Origin of the sequence: Sporolactobacillus nakayamae, assembly GCF_900113325.1 — a bacterium.
GTDB lineage: Bacteria > Bacillota > Bacilli > Bacillales > Sporolactobacillaceae > Sporolactobacillus > Sporolactobacillus nakayamae.
The window spans coordinates 61,431-83,346 of sequence record NZ_FOOY01000010.1 but is presented as its reverse complement, the minus strand read 5'-3'; the positions used below and the strand labels follow the sequence as shown (position 1 = coordinate 83,346).

The following is a 21,916-nucleotide window of genomic DNA, read 5'->3' as shown; positions in this document are numbered from 1 at the left end:
TCCATTCCTCCCGCTTATTTTCCTGAAAATTTTTGATTGATGATTTTCCCGATCATACGTGCAAATAAATTAAAGAGCAGAACACAAATGACAAGCACCGCGGCAGAGCCGTTTGCGATTGTTTGCACATCTGGCATAATGCCACCCGTATTTACCGCCCAAATATGCACCGAAAGCGTTTCAGCCGAACGAAAAAGATTAAGTGGCGAGTTTGGTGCCGCAGGATTCCAATTGCCAAAATCCAGATCCGGTGTTGAAAGTCCAGCGGTAAACAGAAGTGCCGCCGATTCACCGAAAACACGCCCCGCAGATAGAATAATACCCGTTAAAATGCTGGGAAACGCCGCCGGAAGTAAAATTGTTTTGATTGTATGCCAATGTGTAAGTCCCAGTGCGAGGCCGCCTTCTTTTTGATGGCGCGAAAGCGATCTGAACCCGTCTTCAGTCACACGTACGATTACCGGCAGATTAAAAACCGTCAATGCAAGCGCTCCGGAGAATACCGAATACTTGAATCCGAAATAGTTGACGAACACAAGCATACCGAACATGCCGACAACGATTGATGGTAGAGAAGCGAGCACTTCAACGCAAGTTCTGATAAAAGAAGTCAGCTTGCCGGGTTTTGCGTATTCAGCTAAATAGATTCCTCCGAATACACCGATCGGAACGGTCAAAAGCATCGTTATAATTAATACGTAAAATGAATTCCACAATTGATCTTTAATACCGCCTCCAGCCAAGAAAGGACTGGCGGATGTTGTAAGAAATTTCCAAGAAATGCTTGAAACGCCTTGAACTAAGATATAGCCCAGCATTGAAATAAGAATAGCTGCCATGGCCACGGCGCATGCGATGATTACTGAAATAGCGATTCGATTCGTGATTTTACTGTTCATCGTTTCTCTCCTCTCCTTCCTAAGAAGCGAATAATGACGATAAACACGTAGGAAATCAGAAGTAAGATTAAGCCTAGAGACCAGAGTGCGTCGTTAAGCACGCTGCCCGTAGTTGTATGTCCCATACTTAAGGTGATTATTGTCGTAAGCGTTGCCGATGGATCGAGAATTGAAGCGGGAATATTGCGCGCGTTGCCAATAACCATCTGCACAGCCAGCGCTTCGCCAAATGCCCGCGACATGCCCAAGATGATTGCAGTAAGCAGGCTTGAGCCTGCAGCAGGAATCACGACACGCCAAATCGTCTGCCATTTTGTTGCTCCAATAGCGTAAGAAGCTTGCCTTAAGGAGTCGGGCACAGCGCGGATACTGTCTGCCGCAATACTCGCAACTGTCGGTAAAATCATGATACCGACAACAATTGCTCCCGTGATCAGGTTAAATCCGGATCCGCCGAAATGCTGCCGCATAAATGGAACTACGATCGACAGTCCGATTAGACCATAGACAACAGAAGGTATGCCAACAAGTATTTCAATCACGGGCTGCATCACTTTTGCACCCCATTTTTTGGCGATTTCAGCCATAAATATAGCAGTACCGATCGCAATCGGCGTAGCAATGAGTGCAGCTAAAAATGTAACAGCCATAGATCCGAAAATAAAAGGGAACGCACCGAACGAGGGGTTTTCTGCGCGATCCGGAAACCATTCCGTTCCTGTAATAAACGTCCAAAAATTAAGGTGATCAACAACAAAAGCACGAAGACCTTGTATTGATAAAAAAAGTGTAATTGCTGTTACCGCAACGATCATAAGCAGTGCACTGCCATATATGAGCAGTTTTCCTCTGCTCTCGCTCGTTCGATCCGTCAACTGCGAGAAAAGTCCTTTTTCATTGATCAGCTTTGATTTGCCGCCTGATGCCGGTGCCGCATCCGTAACCATTTTACCGATTTTCATCCTCACACCTCATTTACAGTTATTCATGAGACGCCCATATGACGGCAAGCGGGATGTCACAGACCTTCCCGCTTAAACCGCCATTGGACTTTACTTTGTATTTAATTTACCCTGCATTGCTTAGGACAATCCTTATTTATCTGTTTGTTTACCTTCAGCATCACGCTGTACTTTCATATTTTTAACGGACAGGTAACCTTGAGCCGGTACATCTTTTGTCTGAACAGCATCGCTCATCATGAAGTCAAGGAACGCTTTAACCAGCTTCGATGGTTCGCCTTTGGTGTACATGTGTTCATAAGCCCATACCGGAAATTCGCCGGAAGCTACATTGTCGTCAGTTGCTTCAACTCCGTCAATGGAAAGTTTCGTCACTGAAGTGTCATTTGCTGTGAAATATGAGAGTGCCATATAGCCGACAGCGCCCGGAGTTTCAGAGATGATTTTCTTAACAGTGTTCGTCGAATCTTGCGTAATACCTTCAGCAGGTGTTTTGTTGTCAAGAGCAAATTGATCGAATGTTGCGCGAGTACCGGAACCGTCAGGACGATTTACCAATGTGATTTTCTGGTCTTTACCGCCAACTTCTTTCCAGTTTTTAACTTTGCCGGTAAATACTTTTTGGAGATCTTCTTTTGACAAATTCTTTACACCGGCTTTTGGGTTAACAGCCGCTGTCATTCCGACTACAGCAACTTGGTAATCTTTAAGCGATTTCGCATCAATGTTTGACTTGCTTTCTGCGAACACGTCAGACATACCGATATCAAAATTTCCCGCTTGAGCTTCGCTCAAACCGGTACCGCTGCCTCCGCCCTGTACTTCGATCTGAACATCAGGATTTTTTTCCATGAATTCCTTAGCTGCTTGTGCTGCCAGCGGTTGAAGTGCTGTCGAACCGCCAATAGTGATTTTACCTGATAGTGATGCAGACGAAGAACTTGAATTTTCAGAAGAACTGCTGCTGTCTGACGAACTGCTTCCGTTTCCACACCCACTAAGAATAAGTGTTAATGAAAGAACGAAAACCATTCCAATCGCGAGCAAGTTTTTCTTTTTCATAAGACTATTTCCCCCTCAAATTGTTGAGTCACCTTATTGCATTTCTAATAGTAAGCCTTGTTTTTTAAACACATATAAACGAATTGTAAAGGTTTTGTAAAGGCGTTTCGTGTCGAACACTGTTCCTAATTATAGAATGACCACAGTTTGGTCAATAATGCGTAGGAAAAGGAATATAGTCATGGTATGGAGATATGTAAAAGAGGCTGTCCCATAAGTCTTTTTGACTCTGAGACAGCCTCTCTTTTGCTTTAAAATGAAGTTGTGAACAGCTTAGTTCAAATTTTTGATTAGAGCATCGGCAAATTGTGAGCACTTTACTTCCGTCGCATTTTCCATTAATTGTGCAAAGTCAAAAGTCACGATCCTGCCTGAAATCGTCTTTTCAATTGCATCGACAATTAATTTAGCCGGCTCATACCATCCAAGATACTCAAGCATCATCACGCCGGAAAGAATGACTGAGGATGGATTCACCTTATCCTGGCCCGCAAAGGTGGGAGCAGTTCCATGCGTCGCTTCAAATAAGGCGACACCCGTCTCATAATTGATATTGGCACCTGGAGCGATCCCGATGCCCCCCACTTGAGCCGCAAGGGCATCCGAAATGTAGTCTCCATCCAAATTCATGGTCGCAACAACGTCATATTCATTCGGCCGCAATAGAATCTGCTGCAAGAAATTGTCGGCAATCGCGTCTTTAATTAAAATGCGACCGCTGTCCAACGCTTCATTCTGAGCCTTATCTGCAGCTTCTTTGCCCTGTTCTGCTTCGATTTTCTGATAGTGCTTCCACGTAAAGGTTTGTTCTGGGAATTCACGTTCCGCAAGCGCATAGCCCCAATTCTTAAACGCCCCTTCTGTGAATTTCATAATATTTCCCTTATGAACGAGCGTCACGCTTTTGCGGCCTTCATTGATCGCATAGCGAATGGCTGCGCGGACCAGACGCTCAGTTCCCTCTTTAGATACAGGCTTAATGCCGATTCCCGATGTTTCCGGAAAGCGGATATTTGTTACATCCATTTCATTTTGGAGGAACTGGATGATCTTTTTTGCCTTAGGAGATTCAGATTCAAATTCAATTCCGGCATAAATGTCTTCCGTATTTTCTCGGAAGATCACCATGTCAACAAGTTCCGGCTGCTTTACCGGTGAAGGAACACCTTCAAAGTGTCGTACCGGACGCAGACAGGTGAACAGATCAAGCTGCTGGCGCATGGCGACATTTAGTGAACGAATGCCTCCGCCTACCGGTGTTGTGAGTGGTCCTTTAATCGCAACGACATACGTTTTCATTGCGTCAACCGTCTCCTGAGGGAGCCATTCACCTGTTCGATCAAACGCTTTTTGACCGGCCAGCACTTCCTTCCAGACAATTTTCCGATCGCCATTATATGCCTTTTCTACAGCAGCGTTAAAAACACGTGATGCCGCAGACCAAATTTCCGGGCCAATACCGTCTCCTTCCACATAAGGAATAACCGGATTCTTTGGTACGTTCAGTATGCCATTTTGTACAGAAATTTGTTGTTCATGTGTCACAGTATGTACCTCCATGCCTTTTTGTCATTAGCTGTTACAGCCTTATTCTTTTCTAATCTGCCTAAATTCACCATCAAGTTTTTGTTCAGCGCTGGTCAATCGGCACAACTCTTCTTAGACGCTCGCCATTATATTCGGCGCGCGGTCGGATGAGCCGGTTGTCGTTGTATTGTTCCATAATGTGTGCCGCCCATCCAGATGTTCTGCTAATCGCGAAGACAGGCGTAAACAAGTCATGATCAATACCCAAGTCATGGTAGAGGGTCGCCGAATAAAAGTCGGTATTCGGCAGCAGCCCTTTTTTCTCTTTGATCAGATCTTCAATTTTTACCGACATGTCATAGAGTCGCGAATCGCCCTTAAGATCGCTCACTTTTTTCGCCATTGTTTTTAAGATTTTGGCGCGAGGATCACCGTTTTTGTAGACACGGTGACCGAAGCCCATTATTTTTTTCCTGTTTTCAAGTGCATTCGAAATATAATCATTTACCCACTCAATGGAACCGATCTTCTCCAACATATGCATGACTTGTTCATTCGCACCGCCATGAAGCGGTCCCTTTAAAGCACCGATCGCCGATGTAATTCCGGAATACATATCTGATAGTGTCGCAACACATACACGTGCCGTGAACGTTGAAGCATTCAGCTCATGATCGGCATGAAGAATTAATGCTTTGTCGAACATCTGCGCTTCAGTCTCTGAAGGATAGTGACCTTTCAGCATATAGAGAAAATTAGCTGCGAACCCCAGTGATTTATTTGGGGCTATTGGCTCCAGTCCTTTCCTGATTCTAGAAAATCCGGCAACAAGTGTCGCGATTTTCGCCTGAATACGGACCGCCTTATCTTTATTCGATTGCTTATCCATCAACTCAGCATCGGGGTCATACATGGCCAGATTCGAAACAGCGGTTCTTAAAACCGCCATGGGGTGTACGTGGTCAAACGGGTACATCTTCATGATTGTAAACAATTCACCCGGCACCGCTGCATTCTCAGCAAGCGTACCTTTGAATAGACTGAGCTGGTCAGCAGTGGGGAGTTCGCCATTCCAAAGCAAAAAAACGACTTCTTCAAAAGTAGACAATTCAGCTAAATCCTGTATATTGTATCCTCGATACATGAGCACATCATCTTTAATTGAACTAATTGTTGAAGTTGTTGCAACAACACCTTCCAAACCTCTTGTCATTGTCAAATTAATCCCCTCCTTGAATGTAGCGCCTTGCTATCTGAATACGAACAATTCATTCATTGTTGCTTCCCCTATTTGATAACTATCTGAAGTCAGAAGATCAGTATTTCATTTAATTCCATTATTTAATAATAGTACATTTTTCTGAACTCTTCACGAACAGATTCAACTATCTTGATGAAAAATAGGATTTCTCAAATTAACTATCACTTGAATGTTATGGGTCTTATGCAAAATTGTTATCTTGATTATATCCGCTTACGCTGACTTTGTGAATAATAACCCGAAATATTCTTTTTCAGACATTGTTTTAAATGTATATTTCCCGCTTGTCCGCATACGCATAAACTTAAGGTGGGGATAAGGACATGAACTCTCAGGAAACTCAGCCATTCATTGCCGGATTATTTATTGTTTTGCGTGCCCTTGTTGTTATGACCATTACCGCGGTGATCGTGACGGTATTGATGTTTGCCATCCGTTACGCGTTACCATTTCTTATCGCCTGCGCACTCGCATTCATGATCAATCCTATTGTTGTTTTTATTGAAAAAAAAATAGGACTTCCCCGGGGGGCAGCCTCATTTGTTGTTCTTTTTTTCTTCTTTTCGCTTTCGATAAGCATACTATTATTTACTTCAATTGCCCTGATCAAAGGAGTAAGTTCGCTGTCTCGCTCTGTTCCGGATGAAGTTCAAGTGCTCATCGGCGACCTGCAAACTTTCTTTTTCTCACATCTCCTGCCTTCTTGGGAACAGGCGATGCATATCTTTTCCGGACTTCCAAGCGGGCAGCAGAAAGCTATTCAGCTCAATGTCGAAAGTATGGCTGGAACGCTTGTGGAAATGCTTCATGACCTTGCCGGTCGTTTATTAATGAATCTGACTGAATTTGTAACTACTATTCCGGATACACTGATTTCAGCCGTTTTCATCTTTCTTGCGACTTTTTTTCTGTCTAAAGACTCAGAACGGATAAAGACACAATGTCATGCGTTCTGTTTCCATTCAGCTATTGGTCGGCCAATTTATAAAGTACTGACAGAACTGAAAAAAACATGCATCGGGTTTGTACGCGCCCAGTTTTTGCTCGTATTCATGACCATGATTCTCGTATATGTAGGTCTTATCGTGTTGAAAATCCCACATCCGCTTACCATCGCGCTGATTACGGGTATTGTTGATTTGATTCCTTATTTAGGGACCGGCGCGATTTTTATCCCATGGATTCTCTACCAATTTTTCATGCACCATTATTTTTTCACCATTAGTCTAACAAGCCTGTATATCGCCGCAATCATTCAAAGACAACTGATGGAACCCAAAATACTATCCGTGACTATCGGTATTGATCCGCTTGCGTCGCTCGTCTCCATCTATTTCGGCTTTCGCTGGATCGGTCTAGCCGGAATTATAATCGGACCGCTGATTCTTGTCGTAATTCGAACCCTGTATCATGCGGGCACATGGCAAGATGTGTGGCGCTACATTCTTGGCAAAAAAGTCTGAGCATCATTAACGTCTCCCAAATGAAATGAACGTAATGCCGCCTTTATCAATACGTTCGCGAATCCATCTTTTTAAACGTAAGATCAACAGGACTCTCAGCTTAGGGATCAGAAGCAGGAGCCCGGCGCTATCACTGATTAGCCCCGGGGAGCAAAGCAGCAATCCCCCTATAAGGAGACAGGCGCCGTCTAAAAGTGATTCGGCGGGCACTCTTCTTTGACTAAGATCATCATTAATTTTCTGCAAAATGATAAATCCTTGACGTCTTACCATCCAAATACCAAAAATAACAGATAGTAAAAGAATTAAGATTAAATTGAGTCCGCCAATAAGGCTGCCAACATAGATCAGAGCGCATACCTCGGCGAACGCATAGAGTAATAATGTAATCAAAACCTTTTTTTGCAATGTCACCCCTCCTCCAAATTTATGCTTGATCCATTACGCTCGTGATCAGCGTGTGAAGCTCTTTATTCTTTCTTCTGATCGAAACCGGGCGCAGTGACAAATCTGTCCAACAATGAGAGCTGGAACCCTCTACAAGCAGTTTTCGATCCGTCTGTCTATAGATTTTGTAATCAAACATCATTTTAATACTGTCATACGTTCTAATGGACGTTTCAACAAGGATCGTATCATCATACAAAGCGGGCGTATGGTACTGCACATTGATGCCGAGAACCGGCATCATTAGTCCTTCCTCTTCAATTCTCCGATAGGATATCCCTGCTTGTCGAACAAAATCAGTTCGGGCAATTTCAAAATAATTTACATATTGGCTGTGATGAACAATACCCATTTTATCGGTCTCATTATATCGAACAACGATCTTGGTCGTGGATACATGCATAGTTGAACACTCCCAAAATAAAATTTAAGAGAAGGCACATAGCGCGCCTTCTCTTATCATAAATGATGAAACTCAAGAATAACAATGAAACGTTAAGGGATATCTGTCCCCGCACACGAATTATGCTTCTGTCACTACTTCGCCGACTTGATGAACACGCATGATGTTCGTCTTGCCTGAAGCTGCAACAGGAAGTCCGGCAGTGATCACGACAAGGTCTCCGTCTTTTACAAGTCCGGTTTTCTTGCCGCTGTCAACAGCGATTTCAAACATTTCATCGGTTGATTTTGCAAGTTCGCTCAACACTGGAGTTACGCCCCAAGCAAGGCACATTTTGTGCGCAACACGTTCAGAGCTTGTTACCGCGATAACCGGAGCTTTCGGACGGTAATGCGATACAACGCTTGCTGTATAGCCGCTCACCGTTGCCGTGATGATTGCGCCAACGTTAAGATTCAAAGCTGTGTGTGCTACTGCTTCACCAATAGCTGCCGTTACAGTAGGTTCACTTGAATCGCTCAAATGCTTAAGAATACCCTTGTAGTCAAGTGCTGATTCAGCCTTCAAAGCAATATTGTTCATCGTTGTTACAGCTTCTACAGGCCATTTGCCGGATGCAGATTCACCGGAAAGCATGATTGCGTCTGTTCCGTCGAAAATAGCGTTGGCAACGTCACTTGCTTCGGCGCGTGTACAACGTGGGTTGCGGATCATCGAGTCAAGCATCTGTGTAGCAGTAATAACTGTTTTGCCTACTTTGTTGCACATTTTGATCAAATGTTTTTGAACGAGCGGAACATCTTCCGGTGGAATTTCAACACCAAGGTCGCCACGAGCGATCATTAGACCGTCGGACACTTCAAGGATTTCCTCAATGTTGTCGACAGCTTCTTGGCTTTCAATTTTAGGGAAAATATGAACATCGTTAGCGCCGTGTTCTTTGCACAGGTTGCGAATGTCGTTAACATCTGACGCATGGCGAACAAATGAAGCAGCGATGAAGTCAATGCCTTCGCCAATACCAAAGACAATGTCGTCTGCGTCTTTTTCAGTCATACCTGGAAGGTTGATGCTGACGTTAGGCACGATGATACCTTTTTTACTCTTTAGAACACCTGTGTTCAAAATTTTGTTATGAATGAGTCCGGCTTCTTTGTCGATACCCGTTACTTCAAGCTCAACCAGGCCGTCATCAATCAAGATTTTCGAACCAACATGAACGTCGTCAATCAATTCTGCATAAGTAATAGAGAATTTGTCGGCAGTTCCGGCAACTTCGGTCGTTGAGATATCAACCGATTTGCCTTCTTCAAGAAGAACTTCCTTAGTAGCCATATCATGTGTACGGATTTCCGGTCCTTTTGTGTCAAGCAGGATGCCGATCGTTTTGCCAGTGATCTTCATTGCTTCACGAAGGTTAAGTACTTTTTGATGGTGTTCTTCATGATCACCATGTGAGAAATTGAAACGTGCAACGTTCATTCCTGCGTTAATCATTTTTACAAGCGTTTCGACCGTATCACTTGCAGGTCCCAGTGTACAAACAATCTTTGTCTTTTTCATTTAATTTATTCCCTCCAGCATTTTATATGGATAATTCTTTTGCTAACTGATAAAGATCCTTGTTAAACACATGCTTTTTCGTGAGCAGATCAAGGATGTCATGAGCTACAATCTTATTATCTTGAATGGCGATCATTTTGCCCTTGTCGCCGTTCAAAAGCAATTCGACAGCCTTATTGCCCATTCTGGCTGCCAATACGCGGTCAAAAGCGGATGGTGATCCTCCACGAACAACATGTCCTAATACGGTCACACGCGTATCCATGTTAGCCTTGGCTTTAATTTCATCGGCAATTTCATTAGCGTGACCCACACCCTCGGCCAGAACAATAATATTGTGCTTTTTCCCACGTTCAATACCACGATTCAGCCGTTCAACAATTGTGCTTATTTCTTCCTTTGTTTCCGGAATCAGTATTGATTCTGCACCATCGGCAAGTCCGGACCACATGGCAAGGTCACCGCAATTACGACCCATGACTTCGATAATAAATCGGCGTTCGTGGGAAGTGGCCGTATCACGGATCTTGTCGATTGCGTCGATGATCGTGTTTAAAGCAGTATCAAATCCCAGTGTAAAATCAGTGCCCGGAATATCATTATCAATGGTTCCGGGGATGCCGATCGTAGGGAAGCCGAGCTGTGTCAGTTTGACACCGCCCATGAATGAACCGTCGCCACCAATAACGACAAGTCCTTCAATACCAAATTTCTTCAACTGCTCAATCGCAATAGCGCGACCTTCTTCAGTCTTGAATTCTTCACAGCGGGCTGTGTAAAGAATGGTACCGCCACGCTGTACGATATCGCCGACGTCTGAAACTTCAAGCTTCTTGATGTTGCCGGTAATCAAACCTTTGTAGCCATGATAAATCCCGTAAACTTCCACTCCGCGATAAATTGCCGACCTTACAACAGCGCGTACTGCCGCATTCATTCCCGGCGCATCACCGCCGCTTGTCAGAACGCCAATCTTTTTCATCACAACAATCACCTCATTTTAGTGTTCCTTCTATTGCCCATCTGATGAATAAGAAAAAATTGAATGATTCGGTTGCTTTTCCTGGACTGTGTCATAATTACCGACCGCACGATACTTGGCTAATCGCTGATTACGAACTTGGTCTGCGCTTAACCGACTTAACTCCTTCAACGATTCAATAATGGCATGATCAATGAGTTGTGCCTGCTTTTCCGGATCATGATGAGCACCGCCCAAAACCTCCGGAATCAGTTTATCAATAATACCAAGTTTTTTCAAATCGAATCCGGTAATTTTCATCGTTTTTGCTGCTTCTTCTGCCTTACCGGCATCCTTCCACAACAAAGCTGCCGCCCCTTCCGGAGAAATTACGGAATACCATGAATTCTCCAGCATTAAAATCTGATTGCCGACACCGATGGCGAGTGCGCCGCCACTCGCTCCTTCGCCAATAACGACGCAGATCACCGGCACGGAAAGCCAAGACATTTCAAATAGATTTCGAGCGATTGCTTCACTCTGCCCGCGTTCCTCTGCAGTCTTGCCCGGGAAAGCGCCTTTTGTGTCAATAAAAGTAATAATTGGACGATGAAACTTGTCCGCTTGTTTCATCAGCCGAAGTGCTTTGCGGTAACCCTCCGGATGAGGACTGCCAAAATTTCGCATTATATTTTCTTTTGTATCACGCCCACGCTGTTCCCCAATGATTGTCACCGGGTATCCGTGAAATTTCGCGATTCCGGCCACAATCGCCGGATCATCACCATAAAGACGATCACCATGGCACTCAACGAAATCCGTAAACAAAAGCGGAATATAATCCAGTGTGGTCGGGCGGTCCAGCTTTCTCGCAATGCGAACGCGCTCCCATGGAGTCATGCTGCCATAGGTCTCTTTCTCAAGCGCTGCAAGGCGTTCCTGCAAGTGGTTCAGCTCATCAGAAAGATCGATGCCTTTCTCGTCCATAAACTGCTTTAATTCCGAAATCTTTCCTTGAAGCTCAAGAATCGGCTTTTCAAAATCTAATTCCGGTCCCATTCCTCGGCACCTCCTTCAGAATGAATCGACAAGACTTGCCGCAACACATTTCTCAACTCGGATCGAGGAATCACTTGGTCAAGCTGGCCGTGTTTCAAAAGGAATTCAGCAGTTTGAAAATCGTCCGGTAATTCCTCACCGATCGTCTGCTCAATAATGCGACGTCCGGCAAATCCAATCAATGCGCCGGGCTCAGCAAAATTGTAATCGCCTAGAGAAGCAAAGCTCGCCGAAACACCACCGGTTGTCGGGTGGGTCATTATGGAAATATAAAGTCCGGCATTTTCACTGAACGCTTTCAGAGCCGCGCTTGTTTTCGCCATCTGCATCAGGCTGAGCACGCCTTCTTGCATACGCGCGCCTCCGGATGCCGAGAAAATGAGTACCGGAAGTGCGTTTTTATCGGCATATTCGATCATTCGCGTGATTTTCTCGCCGACAACCGAACCCATACTGCCCATTCGGAACCCTTTATCCATGATGGCGACAGCACATTCAAAGCCTTCAATCCGGCCTTTTCCGGTCCATACAGCTTCATTCAGTTTGGTTTTCTTACGGTCCGACTCCAGCTTGTTCATATAATTAGGAAACTGAAGAGGATTGAGTGAAACCATATCTTTGTCGAATTCCACGTATGAATCTTGATCAAAGAGCATCACTGCGCGATCATGGGCACCTATTGGATAATGATACCCGCAGGATTGGCAAACAAACAGGTGCTTTTGCAGCTCTTTAACATACATTATTTTCTTGCATTTCGGGCATTTGCGGACAATGCCCTCAGGAACATCCTGCCTCGCTTTCGCGGACGGGACTGTTGCGTACTTTTTTTTCTTAGTAAAAAAGTCCTTCATCAAGTATATCACCCTCTTACTTTGTCAAAGCTGTAATTTCACTTTGCTTCACAACATGTCACTATTTCTTCACGTATAATTCATGGAATCGTCGATTATTCACTCAGGCAGTCAATTTAAATAATTAAAATAGAATAATTCATAAATCATTGCGTATCGACATGTTTGCTTTGTCTGGACCATCCGAAAAAAAATTCCTAAACTTCACCATTATAACAAACGTTCCGCAAAAACATAAGCAACAGGCAGACAATGCAGAAAAACAGCAGTTATATAAAGGTTTTTCGCCCGACCGCTCGTCACTAACCAATTATTTCTGAAGCTCATCACGCTTAATCATCACATTGTTCTCTCCAAGAAGCGTTCGCATCGATTCAATGAAATCCTTGGTCAAACGAACCGCATATTTCGGAGCAAGCTCGATTGTTTTGCGGCTCTCTTCATAATAAAGAATAACGCGATGTTGGCCAGGTGTTTTCTCAATTGCCGACTTTACATGCTCAAGTAATTGAGAATGATAATGTGCGCGGTCAATTTTCAGAAAAAGAGTCGCTTGACGCTCGGATAAATAGTTGTTCAGACTAATCGCCCGCATTAGGATCAGTTGCGGTGTGTTTCTCTCTTTTCCCACTGAACGTTTTGCCTGAATAACAACCATTTCTCCATCCCGCAAGAGTTCCTTAACCTTTTCATACGATGTGGGAAAACAAACGGTGTCAATTGTACCTGTTTCATCTCCCGAAGAGAAGAACGCCATTGGCTGTCCCGACTTTGTCCGTATGCATTTTACCTGTTCCAACCTGACGGCTAATGTGCTTAATGTTCCTTCTGGAAGCCTTTCAGCGGTACTAACCGTCACAAATGCTTCCGGCAAACGGAAGCGGTATTCGCTAATTGGATGCGCGGTCAAGTAAAATCCAAGCGTTTCACGTTCATAATGCAATTTCTCTGCGGCGCTAAGCGGCGGTACATTCATGTAATCTTCATCATTTGTTTCAGGCATAAGCAAAGATGTCTGTCCGCCATTAAGCTTCTGCTCCTCTTCTCCTAAACTTAATGCACGATCAAGTGTCGCAAGCAGGACAGCACGATCAACGTCGAACTCGTCAAAAGCACCGGCGAAAATCATCGATTCGATCGCTTTCCGGTTGACCTTTCGTGCCGGGACTCTGCGGCAAAAATCATAAAGACTCTTATACGGTCCGTTCTTTCCTCGTTCCTCAACCAATACGTCAACCGCGCCGTTTCCTACATTTTTGATTCCCGATAAGCCAAACCGTATCATCTTTCCAAAAGGTTCAAAGCTGCTCAAACTTTCGTTTACAGAGGGAGGCAACAGCTGGATTCTTCGACTTCGTAATTCGCGGATCGTTGCCTCTGTCTTATCCGAATTACCGATGATTCCGGTTAGATAGGCAGCCATAAACGCTTGAGAAAAATGCGTCTTTAAATAAGCAAGCCAGTAGGAGACAAAGCTATAAGCTACAGCGTGGGAGCGATTAAAACCATAATTCGCAAATCTAACGATTAGACTAAACAACTGGACGGCAGTTGCTTCTGAATAGTGATTTTGCTTACATCCGGAAACAAATGTCTTTTTTTGCGCTTCAAGCAGTTCACGCTTCTTCTTGGCGACCGCTCGGCGCAGGATATCCGCTTGACCGAGTGAATAACCGGCCATTTGCACGGCAATCTGCATGATTTGTTCCTGATAAACCAATACACCGTAAGTCGGCTTGAGAATCGCTTCCAAATTGGGATGCGGAAAGACAACCTTTTCTTCTCCATGTTTTCTGCGCACGTATTGATCAATAAATTGAGCAGGTCCTGGTCGATAGAGTGCAATAACCGCCACAATATCTTCAAATTCAGTTGGTTTTAATTTACGGAGCACCTGTCTCATGCCGTCTGATTCCAATTGAAAGACGCCCATTGTATCCCCATCACTTAATAATTCGAACGTTTTCGAATCGTCAAGCGGTATTGATTCGATGGTCAGTTGACGGCTTTGAACTGTCGATGTCCTTTGAAGAACCTCTCGTATAAAGGTTAAGTTGCGCAAACCAAGAAAATCTATTTTTAATAAACCGAGTGATTCCAGAATATCCATCGGATACTGTGTGATCGGAATGCCATCATGACCTTTCTGGATGGGAACAGACTCAGTCAGCGGTTGATCACTCAAAATCACACCTGCTGCATGAATGGATGAGTGTCTGGGCAACCCTTCAATGCGGTGGGCAAGTTCGAACAGGTCGCTTGCCTCCGTTGAAGCGCGCACGAGCGTCTTTAATTTATCCGATTCCTGAAGCGCCTTATCCAGAGTCATTTTCGGCACACCTGGAATCAATCGAGCCATCCGATCAATAACTCTCGGATCACTTCCTAAGACTCGGCCGACATCACGGATCGCCGCTTTCGCCGCCAAGGTTCCGAATGTGATAATCTGAGCCACATGTGTGCGACCGTACTTTTCAAAAGCGTACTCAATCATTTTGTCACGATCAACATCAGGAAAATCCAAATCAATATCCGGCATGGTCACACGTTCCGGATTCAAAAATCGTTCAAAAAGCAGGTGATACTTAATGGGGTCAACTTCAGTAATCTTTAAAACATAAGCGACGAGCGAACCTGCGGCAGAACCGCGTCCGGGACCAGGCATGTAGCCCGATTTTCGAGCGTGAGCGACAAGATCAGCAACGATAAGAAAATAATCATTAAAGCCCATTTTCCCAATAACGGACAATTCGTAGTGCAGTCGGGTTTGAATTTGACCCGTAACCACCGGGTATCTTTCCTTCACACCTCTGGTGCAGACCGCGCGCAGCATCTGCTCGGTGCTTACTCCTTCTGGAAGTGGAAACGCGGGAAATCGGACACGATCAAACGAAAAGGTTACCTGGCACTTTGCAGCGATTTGCTCGGTCAGCGTCACTGCTTCCGGTATATCGCTAAATATGCGTACGATTTCATCCGTTTTTTTAAATGAGAGATCGCGGCCGTTCTGGGGTTTTTCGGCTAATTTCAATCCGTCTCGTATACAGGTTAAGCAGGTATGTGCTTTGGCGTCCTCTTTATTTAGGTAATGCACACTGCTCGTTGCAACAAAAGGAATCGAATGCCGCCGGCCAAGTTCACGTATGCCCTGTTCACTCTTACGGTCATTCCCGTCTCGCTGCAATTCGAGAAAAAAGCGATTGCCGAAGATAGTGTGGAGCCCTGCCACCAATTGATTTGCCCGATCATCATTTCCCGAGGCGATCAATCGGTCAATGGGGCCGTCAAAACCGCCGGAAAGCGCGATAAGTCCTTCCGCATAGTGCTTCACCTGTGATAAAGGAACGCACTCACTATTATTCATCTGAACAAGAGACGCAAGTTTGACAAGATGCTGATACCCTAAATTATTTTGTGCGAGCAAAATAAGCGCAGGCATATCTTCTGAACGCTTCGATCGCGCCATCTTATCATTGTTCAACCCATTATCTAGGGACAATTCCATTCCAATCAGCGGATGTATGCCCGCTTTTATGCACGCGCGATAGAAAGGGATGACGCCGTACATCACGTTTCGATCGGTCAACGCGATCGCTTTTTGACCAACAGACTTAGCCAGATCAACGAGATCATTGATCCGGCACGTACTGTCCAGTAGACTATATTCACTATGCACATGAAGATGTACAAATGGCATGCGTTCGTACTCCTTTTTCAACGCAGATTCAGGAGGTTCTTATCGAATTGTCAATCATCTCTATTACTTGCACAGTTTGCGTAAATCGGCAATCAATTGATCTGCTTCTTCCCAGCTTTTAACAGTAGCGCCGGAAGCCATCGGATGACCACCGCCATTGTATTTTGCGGCTAGCTCATTAATTGACGGACCCTTCGAACGAACTCGAGCGCGGATGACTTGATCCTCTTCCGAAAAGAGTACCCAAGCTTTAAGGTGCTCGACATTAGAAAAACAATTGACAAGTGCAGACGCGTCAGAGGCATTCAATTCATAAGAATGAATGAGATCTTGAGAAAGCTTCACAAAACCAACACCTTCATCGGTCAGCGAAAAATGTTCAAGAACATAGCCGTTTAAGCGCGCTTGTTTCAGACTGCGCTGATACAACTGATTAAAGAAGGATTGACGATCAAAGGGCAGTTTCACAAGCTCGGACGCCGCAAGAAAAGTCTCGGAAGTCACGTTGCTGAACTGGAATCGGCCCGTATCGCCGACAATTCCCGCGAAAAGCAGTCGTGCAGCGTCTTGCGTCATTGTGAGTTCAGGATGACTCCGATAGATTGAAGCGATCATCTCACTTGTTGAACTCGATTGAGTATTCACCCATTCCGGTTTTCCATAGGAGTCAACAATCGGATGGTGGTCAATCTTAATTAGATGCGCACCGGATTCATATCGGTCGTCGGAGATCCGTTCCCGATTCGCTGTGTCACAAACGATTACCAAAGCATCTTTATAAACCGCATCATCAATCTGGTCCATTTGAATGAGAAAACGCAAAGATTCCGATTCTTCACCGACCAGATAAATAGCCTTTCCTGGGAAGTTGTCCCGGATGAGACAAGCAAGCCCTCCCTGAGAACCAAGTGCGTCGGGATCCGGACGGACATGTCTATGTATGATTATCGTTTCATACTGTTTGATCAAATTCACTAGTTCATCAATCACTGAAAATCATCCTCCAAACAGCTCGCCATGAGTTCAAATGACGGCTGACCCTTGTTATATTTAGTTTTAATAACGGTCGATAAATTGAGCGTTCAATAACGCTTTTCCGCAAAGTTGTCCGTCAACAAACAATTCAATGTCCATCTTTCCATTTCTTCGTGTCATTTCAAGAATCTTCAGCTGGACCGTCACTGTTTGTTCCAATTGAACAGGTTTGAAAAAGTAAAACGAAAGATTGTCCACGACCAAATCACTGCGGCGTAAATGATTCAGCACGCGTCGACAAACGGTTGTAATCATCGACGTCATTACCCCGTGAGAAACCGAACCAAGATAGTCGCTCATTTGCGGCGTAACATTGAATTGGAACACATAATTATTGTCATCTGAATAATCCTTCAGCTGAGACGAAACAATGTCTTCAATCGTTTCTCCCATCTGCGGCTGCTGCTGAATCATCTGCAGTGCTTTAAGTACATCGCGACGTGTAATCATTCCAAGCAGATGCTGTTGTTCATCAACAACCGGCAGGCCATCAATACCTTCCCAAATCATGCGGTGAGCTGCGGCAGCTACTGAGGTTGTCGGATTGACAACCAAGGGCATTGAGGTCATAACTTCCTCAATAGTATGCACGTCCTGATCCCGTATGATATCTTTCATCGCAACAATACCAATCACTTTCATTTGTTGATCAACGACTGGGAAACGGCTATGCGCTGTGCTGTGGTTCAGTTCATGCCACCGTTTTGGCGAATCATAACCAAAAACAAACTGTGTTTCTGAGAATGGGATCATAATATCTGAAACATGAACAATTTCTTTTTTTATTAACTGATCGTAAATCGCTCGATTGATCTTCGCTGCAACGGTGAATGTATCATAAGAAGTCGTAATCACCGGAAGATGCGTCTGATCCGCGAGCAGTTTCACACGCTCGCTTGTATTGAACCCGCCCGTAATCAGCACTGCGGCCCCTTCTTTAAGCGCATACTCGTGGACTGATTCACGATTTCCGACAATCATTAAATCATTAGCACCGATATACCGCTTCATTGCATTGATCTCCATCGCGCCGATCACAAAATGATTCAATGTTCGCGACAGACCCGACTTGCCGCCGAGAACTTGCCCGTCTACGATGTTGACAACTGTATCAAAAGTCAGCTTTTCAATACTTTCCCGAGTCTTCCGTTCGATTCGAATCGTACCCACACGCTCAACGGTACTGACTAATCCCTGATTCTCCGCATCCTTGATCGCGCGATAGGCCGTACCTTCACTGACCTGAAGAACCTTGGCCGTCTGACGGACAGAAATTTTGCTGCCAATTTCAAGATCCGCAATGTACTTTAATATTTGATCATGTTTTGTTTCCATTTCAATCGCTCCAAACAGCCTTTACAGGTCTAGTGTTTGACCAGGCGACAAGACATGTCCATGTCCATCAAGCTGATCTACGAACTTGCCGGCATCTTGAGTAATGACGGGAAAGGTATTGTAGTGAATCGGCACCACGGTTTTTGCTTTGAGCCATTTCGCCGCCTGCAACGCATCCTCCGGTCCCATTGTAAAATTATCGCCGATCGGCAGAAATGCAAGATCAAGATCATTTTGTTCACCAATTAACTTCATATCGGAAAAAAGCGCGGTGTCTCCCGCATGATAAATGGTCTTTCCATCAAGTTTCAGCAAAAAGCCAGCCGGCATACCTGCATAAACAATTTGCTTCGTTGCGGCGTCCGTAATGCTTGATCCATGAAACGCTTGCGTCATTTTGACCGTACCAAATGGAAATTCATAGGCGCCGCCGATCGACATGCCATGAACAGTCAACCCTTTCCAACTAAAATAGGTTGCTAGCTCCGCAATAGCAATGACAAGCGATCCATCCCGTTCAGCAATCGGCTGCGTATCTTCACTATGGTCGCCATGTCCATGGGTCAGCAGAATTGCGTCGATTTTCGGCAAATCATTGATTGACAAGGGGGTTTGTTGATTACTGCTGATAAAAGGATCAATTAACAAATTCGCTTTTGCTGTTTCTATAAGTACTGTCGCATGTCCGATATAGGTAATACGCACCGTTTCTTCACTCCTTATTATAGAATGTTTGTTCGTTTTTTATCAAATAGAAAAAAAGTTAGATTGATTGACAAAACGCTCATGCGCCCGATTTGAACTTCCCTATATTATACACTACCTGATATGCTCTTCGCATAAAAGGACTGCCAATAATTCACGCAGATGCCATTCATGTATTTTTCCAATCAAATCCAATAAGATTCATCCACACACGTCAAGATTGTGATACATTAGAAGTATTACTATGGATGAAAGTGGAGTGACCTTAATTGTCAGACAAAATGAACCAAATTGAATCATGGTTAAGAAAACAAGAGGGACGGTTCGCGTACATCGCAGATCCGACAAATGTTTTCTACCTTACTCATTTTAAATGCGATCCACATGAACGCTTTCTCGGCTTATTTCTTTTTCCGGAAGATGAGCCGTTCCTCATTTGCCCGGAGCTTGAGGTTGGTCAGGCACGTGATTCCGACTTCGGTCATGAAGTGATCGGCTATCGAGATGATCAGGATCCGTGGACATTTGTTAAGAAAGCCTTGGCTGCCCGCCGCACTGATTTCACCACGGCATTTATTGAACCCAGCACATTGCCTTATAATAAAGCACTGGCACTCAAGCAGATTGATGAACACCTTTCGTTCCAATCCATTGAGGATTATCTTGCTGACATGCGTAACATTAAGGATGAGCACGAACTTGCAGCCATGAAAAAAGCCGGAGAAGTCGCTGATTATGCAATTAAGCTCGGTATCGATGCAATTAAAAAAGGTCGGACCGAAACAGCGATCATTGCCGAAATTGAGCATGAGCTGGCAAAACAGGGGTACACCCAGATGGCTTTCGATACCATGGTGCTTGCCGGAGAAAACACGGCAAAACCGCATGGCTATCCGGGAACACGCCAGATTCGCGAAGGCGATTTTGTCCTATTTGATCTTGGTGTTGTCATTGACGGTTATTGCTCTGATATTTCACGAACTGTGTGCTACAAACACGCTTCTGATGAGCAGCACAAAATCTATGAAACGACCTTGCAAGCGAACTTGGCAGCGATCAAAGCGGTTCGCAAAGGTCTGCGTATCGGCGATCTCGATGGTGTTGCACGTAAAGTCATCGCTGATGCGGGCTACGGGGACTACTTCACGCACCGTCTCGGCCACGGTCTTGGTCTCGGTGAACACGAGCAGCCGTCAATGAGCGCGGCAAACGACAAAACATTGACTACCGGTATGGTCTTCACGGTAGAACCAGGTATCTATGTACCTGAAATCGGCGGCGTCCGTATCGAGGACGACGTTTATCTCAGCGAAAATGGTCCGGAAACACTGACACACTACCCTAAGGATCTTCTAATTGTGGACTAATTTTGTTTATAGTGAAAGAAGGAGCCTCAATCATGAGGCTCCTTCTTTTTTTCTATACAGTACCTATTAAACAGCTCAAGCTGTATCTTTACTTCATTTTTTGATGCTGCTTGGACAGACGAACCGTATCTCTGGCAATCATGACTTCTTCATTGGTTGGTATCACCATAATCTTGACTTTGGATTTATCCGTATTGATAAATGTTTCCTGACCGTTAATTTTATTCTGATCCGCATCCCAATCAATACCCATAAACCCGAGTCCGTTAAGTACCTGTCCGCGCACCTCTGAACTATGTTCACCGATTCCAGCCGTAAAAATAATCGCGTCGACTCCGTTCATTTTCGCCGCAAACGAGCCAATATATTTCTGTATCCGTTCCACAAAAACATTAATTGCCAGCTTGGCGCGTTTATTGCCTCGTTTGGCTTCTTTTTCAATATCCCGCAAGTCGCTCGAAAAACCTGAAAGACCAAGCAAACCACTCTTCTTGTTCAGCACATTAATAACTTCGTTCGCATTCATACCTGTTTTATCCATGATAAATGGAATGAGAGCTGGATCGACATCCCCCGAACGCGTTCCCATCGTCAATCCTGCAAGCGGCGTAAATCCCATCGATGTGTCAATCGATTTGCCGCCTCTGACTGCAGTAATACTGGCACCGTTTCCAAGATGGCAAGTGATCAAGCGTAATTCCTCAATTGGTCGTTTAAGAAGTTCAGCTGCACGGTAAGCGACATACTTGTGACTCGTGCCGTGAAACCCATACTTTCGAATACCGTATTTTTCGTAATATTCATAGGGAAGACTGTATAAAAAAGCCTCATTCTCCATACTTTGATGAAAGGCGGTATCAAACACAACAACTTCAGGCACATTGGGCAGTACATCGCGAAAAGCGCGAATACCAACTAGGTTCGCTGGGTTATGAAGAGGCGCCAGTTCGGACAAATCGTCAATTTTTTTAATAACATCATCAGTGACCAGTGCGGAATCGTCGAATGCTTCTCCACCATGGACAACACGGTGGCCAATCCCTTCAATTTCTTTCAAAGAACGGACAATTTTCAAATCAGTGAGTTTATCGAGCAGTATCCTTACCGCCACTTCATGATCTGAGATTGAGGCGATTTCCTGCTGCTTTTCACCATTAACACTAATTGTAAAAATCGAATCCGACAAACCAATACGCTCAACCGAGCCCTTGGTTACCAGATGCTCGGCAGGCATATCCAGAAGCTGAAACTTCAGCGATGAGCTGCCGGCGTTGATCGCGAGAATTAAAGCCATAGTCGATCACCCTCTCGTCTTC

At 44.7% G+C, this 21,916-nt stretch carries 17 protein-coding genes and 1 pseudogene; 2 read left to right on the top strand and 16 right to left on the bottom strand.

What is annotated here, in order from left to right:
* Positions 1–14 precede the first annotated feature (14 nt).
* The 5 genes from pstA to citZ all read right to left on the bottom strand — a co-directional run bounded on the left by pstA (position 15) and on the right by citZ (position 5,669).
* Positions 15–899 carry a phosphate ABC transporter permease PstA gene (gene pstA, locus BM003_RS08225; RefSeq protein WP_093671987.1) on the bottom strand — a complete coding sequence of 295 codons (885 nt, stop codon included), beginning with the start codon at positions 897–899 and terminating at the stop codon, positions 15–17.
* Entirely contained in the window at positions 896–1,846 is a 951-nt protein-coding gene (gene pstC, locus BM003_RS08220; RefSeq protein WP_177184718.1) for a phosphate ABC transporter permease subunit PstC, read from the bottom strand. The genes pstA and pstC overlap by 4 nt, the downstream gene beginning before the upstream one ends.
* 147 nt (positions 1,847–1,993) lie before the next feature.
* A complete protein-coding gene (locus BM003_RS08215) occupies positions 1,994–2,923 on the bottom strand; it encodes a phosphate ABC transporter substrate-binding protein (RefSeq protein WP_093671983.1) in 930 nt (309 codons plus the stop codon).
* A 273-nt stretch (positions 2,924–3,196) separates the two neighbouring features.
* Positions 3,197–4,483, bottom strand: coding sequence for an NADP-dependent isocitrate dehydrogenase (gene icd, locus BM003_RS08210; protein WP_177184710.1), 1,287 nt, complete (start codon positions 4,481–4,483; stop codon positions 3,197–3,199).
* A gap of 70 nt (positions 4,484–4,553) precedes the next feature.
* Positions 4,554–5,669, bottom strand: coding sequence for a citrate synthase (gene citZ, locus BM003_RS08205; protein WP_093671979.1), 1,116 nt, complete (start codon positions 5,667–5,669; stop codon positions 4,554–4,556).
* A 365-nt stretch (positions 5,670–6,034) separates the two neighbouring features.
* Here citZ and ytvI point away from each other — a divergent pair, with 365 nt between their 5' ends.
* Positions 6,035–7,174, top strand: a complete 1,140-nt coding sequence (ytvI, locus tag BM003_RS08200) for a sporulation integral membrane protein YtvI (RefSeq protein ID WP_093671977.1) — start codon at positions 6,035–6,037, stop codon at positions 7,172–7,174.
* Positions 7,175–7,180: 6 nt separating this feature from the next.
* On the opposite strand, the gene BM003_RS08195 is transcribed toward ytvI, so the two are convergent.
* From BM003_RS08195 to BM003_RS08150, 10 genes and pseudogenes are all read right to left on the bottom strand, one after another.
* Positions 7,181–7,582: an FxsA family protein gene (locus BM003_RS08195; RefSeq protein WP_177184709.1), complete on the bottom strand. Its 402-nt coding sequence runs from the start codon at positions 7,580–7,582 to the stop codon at positions 7,181–7,183.
* 19 nt (positions 7,583–7,601) lie between these two features.
* Positions 7,602–8,024, bottom strand: coding sequence for an acyl-CoA thioesterase (locus BM003_RS08190; protein WP_093671973.1), 423 nt, complete (start codon positions 8,022–8,024; stop codon positions 7,602–7,604).
* Positions 8,025–8,150: 126 nt separating this feature from the next.
* Positions 8,151–9,587: pseudogene (pyk, locus tag BM003_RS08185) on the bottom strand (pyruvate kinase); the annotation flags it as partial.
* A 22-nt stretch (positions 9,588–9,609) separates the two neighbouring features.
* Positions 9,610–10,569 carry a 6-phosphofructokinase gene (pfkA, locus tag BM003_RS08180; protein ID WP_093671969.1) on the bottom strand — a complete coding sequence of 320 codons (960 nt, stop codon included), beginning with the start codon at positions 10,567–10,569 and terminating at the stop codon, positions 9,610–9,612.
* A gap of 30 nt (positions 10,570–10,599) precedes the next feature.
* Complete coding sequence (locus tag BM003_RS08175) at positions 10,600–11,607, bottom strand: acetyl-CoA carboxylase carboxyltransferase subunit alpha (protein ID WP_093671967.1); 1,008 nt, start codon at positions 11,605–11,607, stop codon at positions 10,600–10,602.
* The gene (accD, locus tag BM003_RS08170) at positions 11,592–12,464 is read right to left on the bottom strand and encodes an acetyl-CoA carboxylase, carboxyltransferase subunit beta (RefSeq protein ID WP_093671965.1); all 873 of its coding nucleotides are present in this window, start codon (positions 12,462–12,464) and stop codon (positions 11,592–11,594) included. Before accD ends, BM003_RS08175 begins: the two co-directional genes overlap by 16 nt.
* Positions 12,465–12,771: 307 nt before the next feature.
* Positions 12,772–16,158, bottom strand: coding sequence for a DNA polymerase III subunit alpha (dnaE, locus tag BM003_RS08165; protein WP_093671963.1), 3,387 nt, complete (start codon positions 16,156–16,158; stop codon positions 12,772–12,774).
* 63 nt (positions 16,159–16,221) lie between these two features.
* Complete coding sequence (locus BM003_RS08160) at positions 16,222–17,148, bottom strand: DHH family phosphoesterase (protein ID WP_093671961.1); 927 nt, start codon at positions 17,146–17,148, stop codon at positions 16,222–16,224.
* A 66-nt stretch (positions 17,149–17,214) separates the two neighbouring features.
* Entirely contained in the window at positions 17,215–18,528 is a 1,314-nt protein-coding gene (locus tag BM003_RS08155) for a DRTGG domain-containing protein (protein WP_177184708.1), read from the bottom strand.
* 21 nt (positions 18,529–18,549) lie between these two features.
* On the bottom strand, positions 18,550–19,233 hold the full coding sequence (locus tag BM003_RS08150) for a metal-dependent hydrolase (RefSeq protein WP_093671957.1): 684 nt from the start codon (positions 19,231–19,233) through the stop codon (positions 18,550–18,552).
* 269 nt (positions 19,234–19,502) lie between these two features.
* Here BM003_RS08150 and BM003_RS08145 point away from each other — a divergent pair, with 269 nt between their 5' ends.
* Positions 19,503–20,600: a M24 family metallopeptidase gene (locus tag BM003_RS08145; RefSeq protein WP_093671955.1), complete on the top strand. Its 1,098-nt coding sequence runs from the start codon at positions 19,503–19,505 to the stop codon at positions 20,598–20,600.
* 88 nt (positions 20,601–20,688) lie between these two features.
* Here the strand turns inward: BM003_RS08145 and BM003_RS08140 are convergent, their stop codons facing one another.
* Complete coding sequence (locus tag BM003_RS08140; RefSeq protein ID WP_093671953.1) at positions 20,689–21,894, bottom strand: acetate kinase; 1,206 nt, start codon at positions 21,892–21,894, stop codon at positions 20,689–20,691.
* Between the last annotated feature and the right edge of the window lie 22 nt (positions 21,895–21,916).

Excerpts from the sequence above, each read along its gene's own strand:
- icd (WP_177184710.1), bottom strand. The coding sequence starts at position 4,483 with ATGGAGGTACATACTGTGACACATGAACAACAAATTTCTGTACAAAAT.
- BM003_RS08190 (WP_093671973.1), bottom strand. The coding sequence starts at position 8,024 with ATGCATGTATCCACGACCAAGATCGTTGTTCGATATAATGAGACCGAT.
- BM003_RS08175 (WP_093671967.1), bottom strand. The coding sequence starts at position 11,607 with ATGGGACCGGAATTAGATTTTGAAAAGCCGATTCTTGAGCTTCAAGGA.
- pstA (WP_093671987.1), bottom strand. The coding sequence starts at position 899 with ATGAACAGTAAAATCACGAATCGAATCGCTATTTCAGTAATCATCGCA.
- BM003_RS08140 (WP_093671953.1), bottom strand. The coding sequence starts at position 21,894 with ATGGCTTTAATTCTCGCGATCAACGCCGGCAGCTCATCGCTGAAGTTT.
- pfkA (WP_093671969.1), bottom strand. The coding sequence starts at position 10,569 with ATGAAAAAGATTGGCGTTCTGACAAGCGGCGGTGATGCGCCGGGAATG.
- ytvI (WP_093671977.1), top strand. The coding sequence starts at position 6,035 with ATGAACTCTCAGGAAACTCAGCCATTCATTGCCGGATTATTTATTGTT.
- BM003_RS08155 (WP_177184708.1), bottom strand. The coding sequence starts at position 18,528 with ATGGAAACAAAACATGATCAAATATTAAAGTACATTGCGGATCTTGAA.
- dnaE (WP_093671963.1), bottom strand. The coding sequence starts at position 16,158 with ATGCCATTTGTACATCTTCATGTGCATAGTGAATATAGTCTACTGGAC.
- BM003_RS08215 (WP_093671983.1), bottom strand. The coding sequence starts at position 2,923 with ATGAAAAAGAAAAACTTGCTCGCGATTGGAATGGTTTTCGTTCTTTCA.
- pstC (WP_177184718.1), bottom strand. The coding sequence starts at position 1,846 with ATGGTTACGGATGCGGCACCGGCATCAGGCGGCAAATCAAAGCTGATC.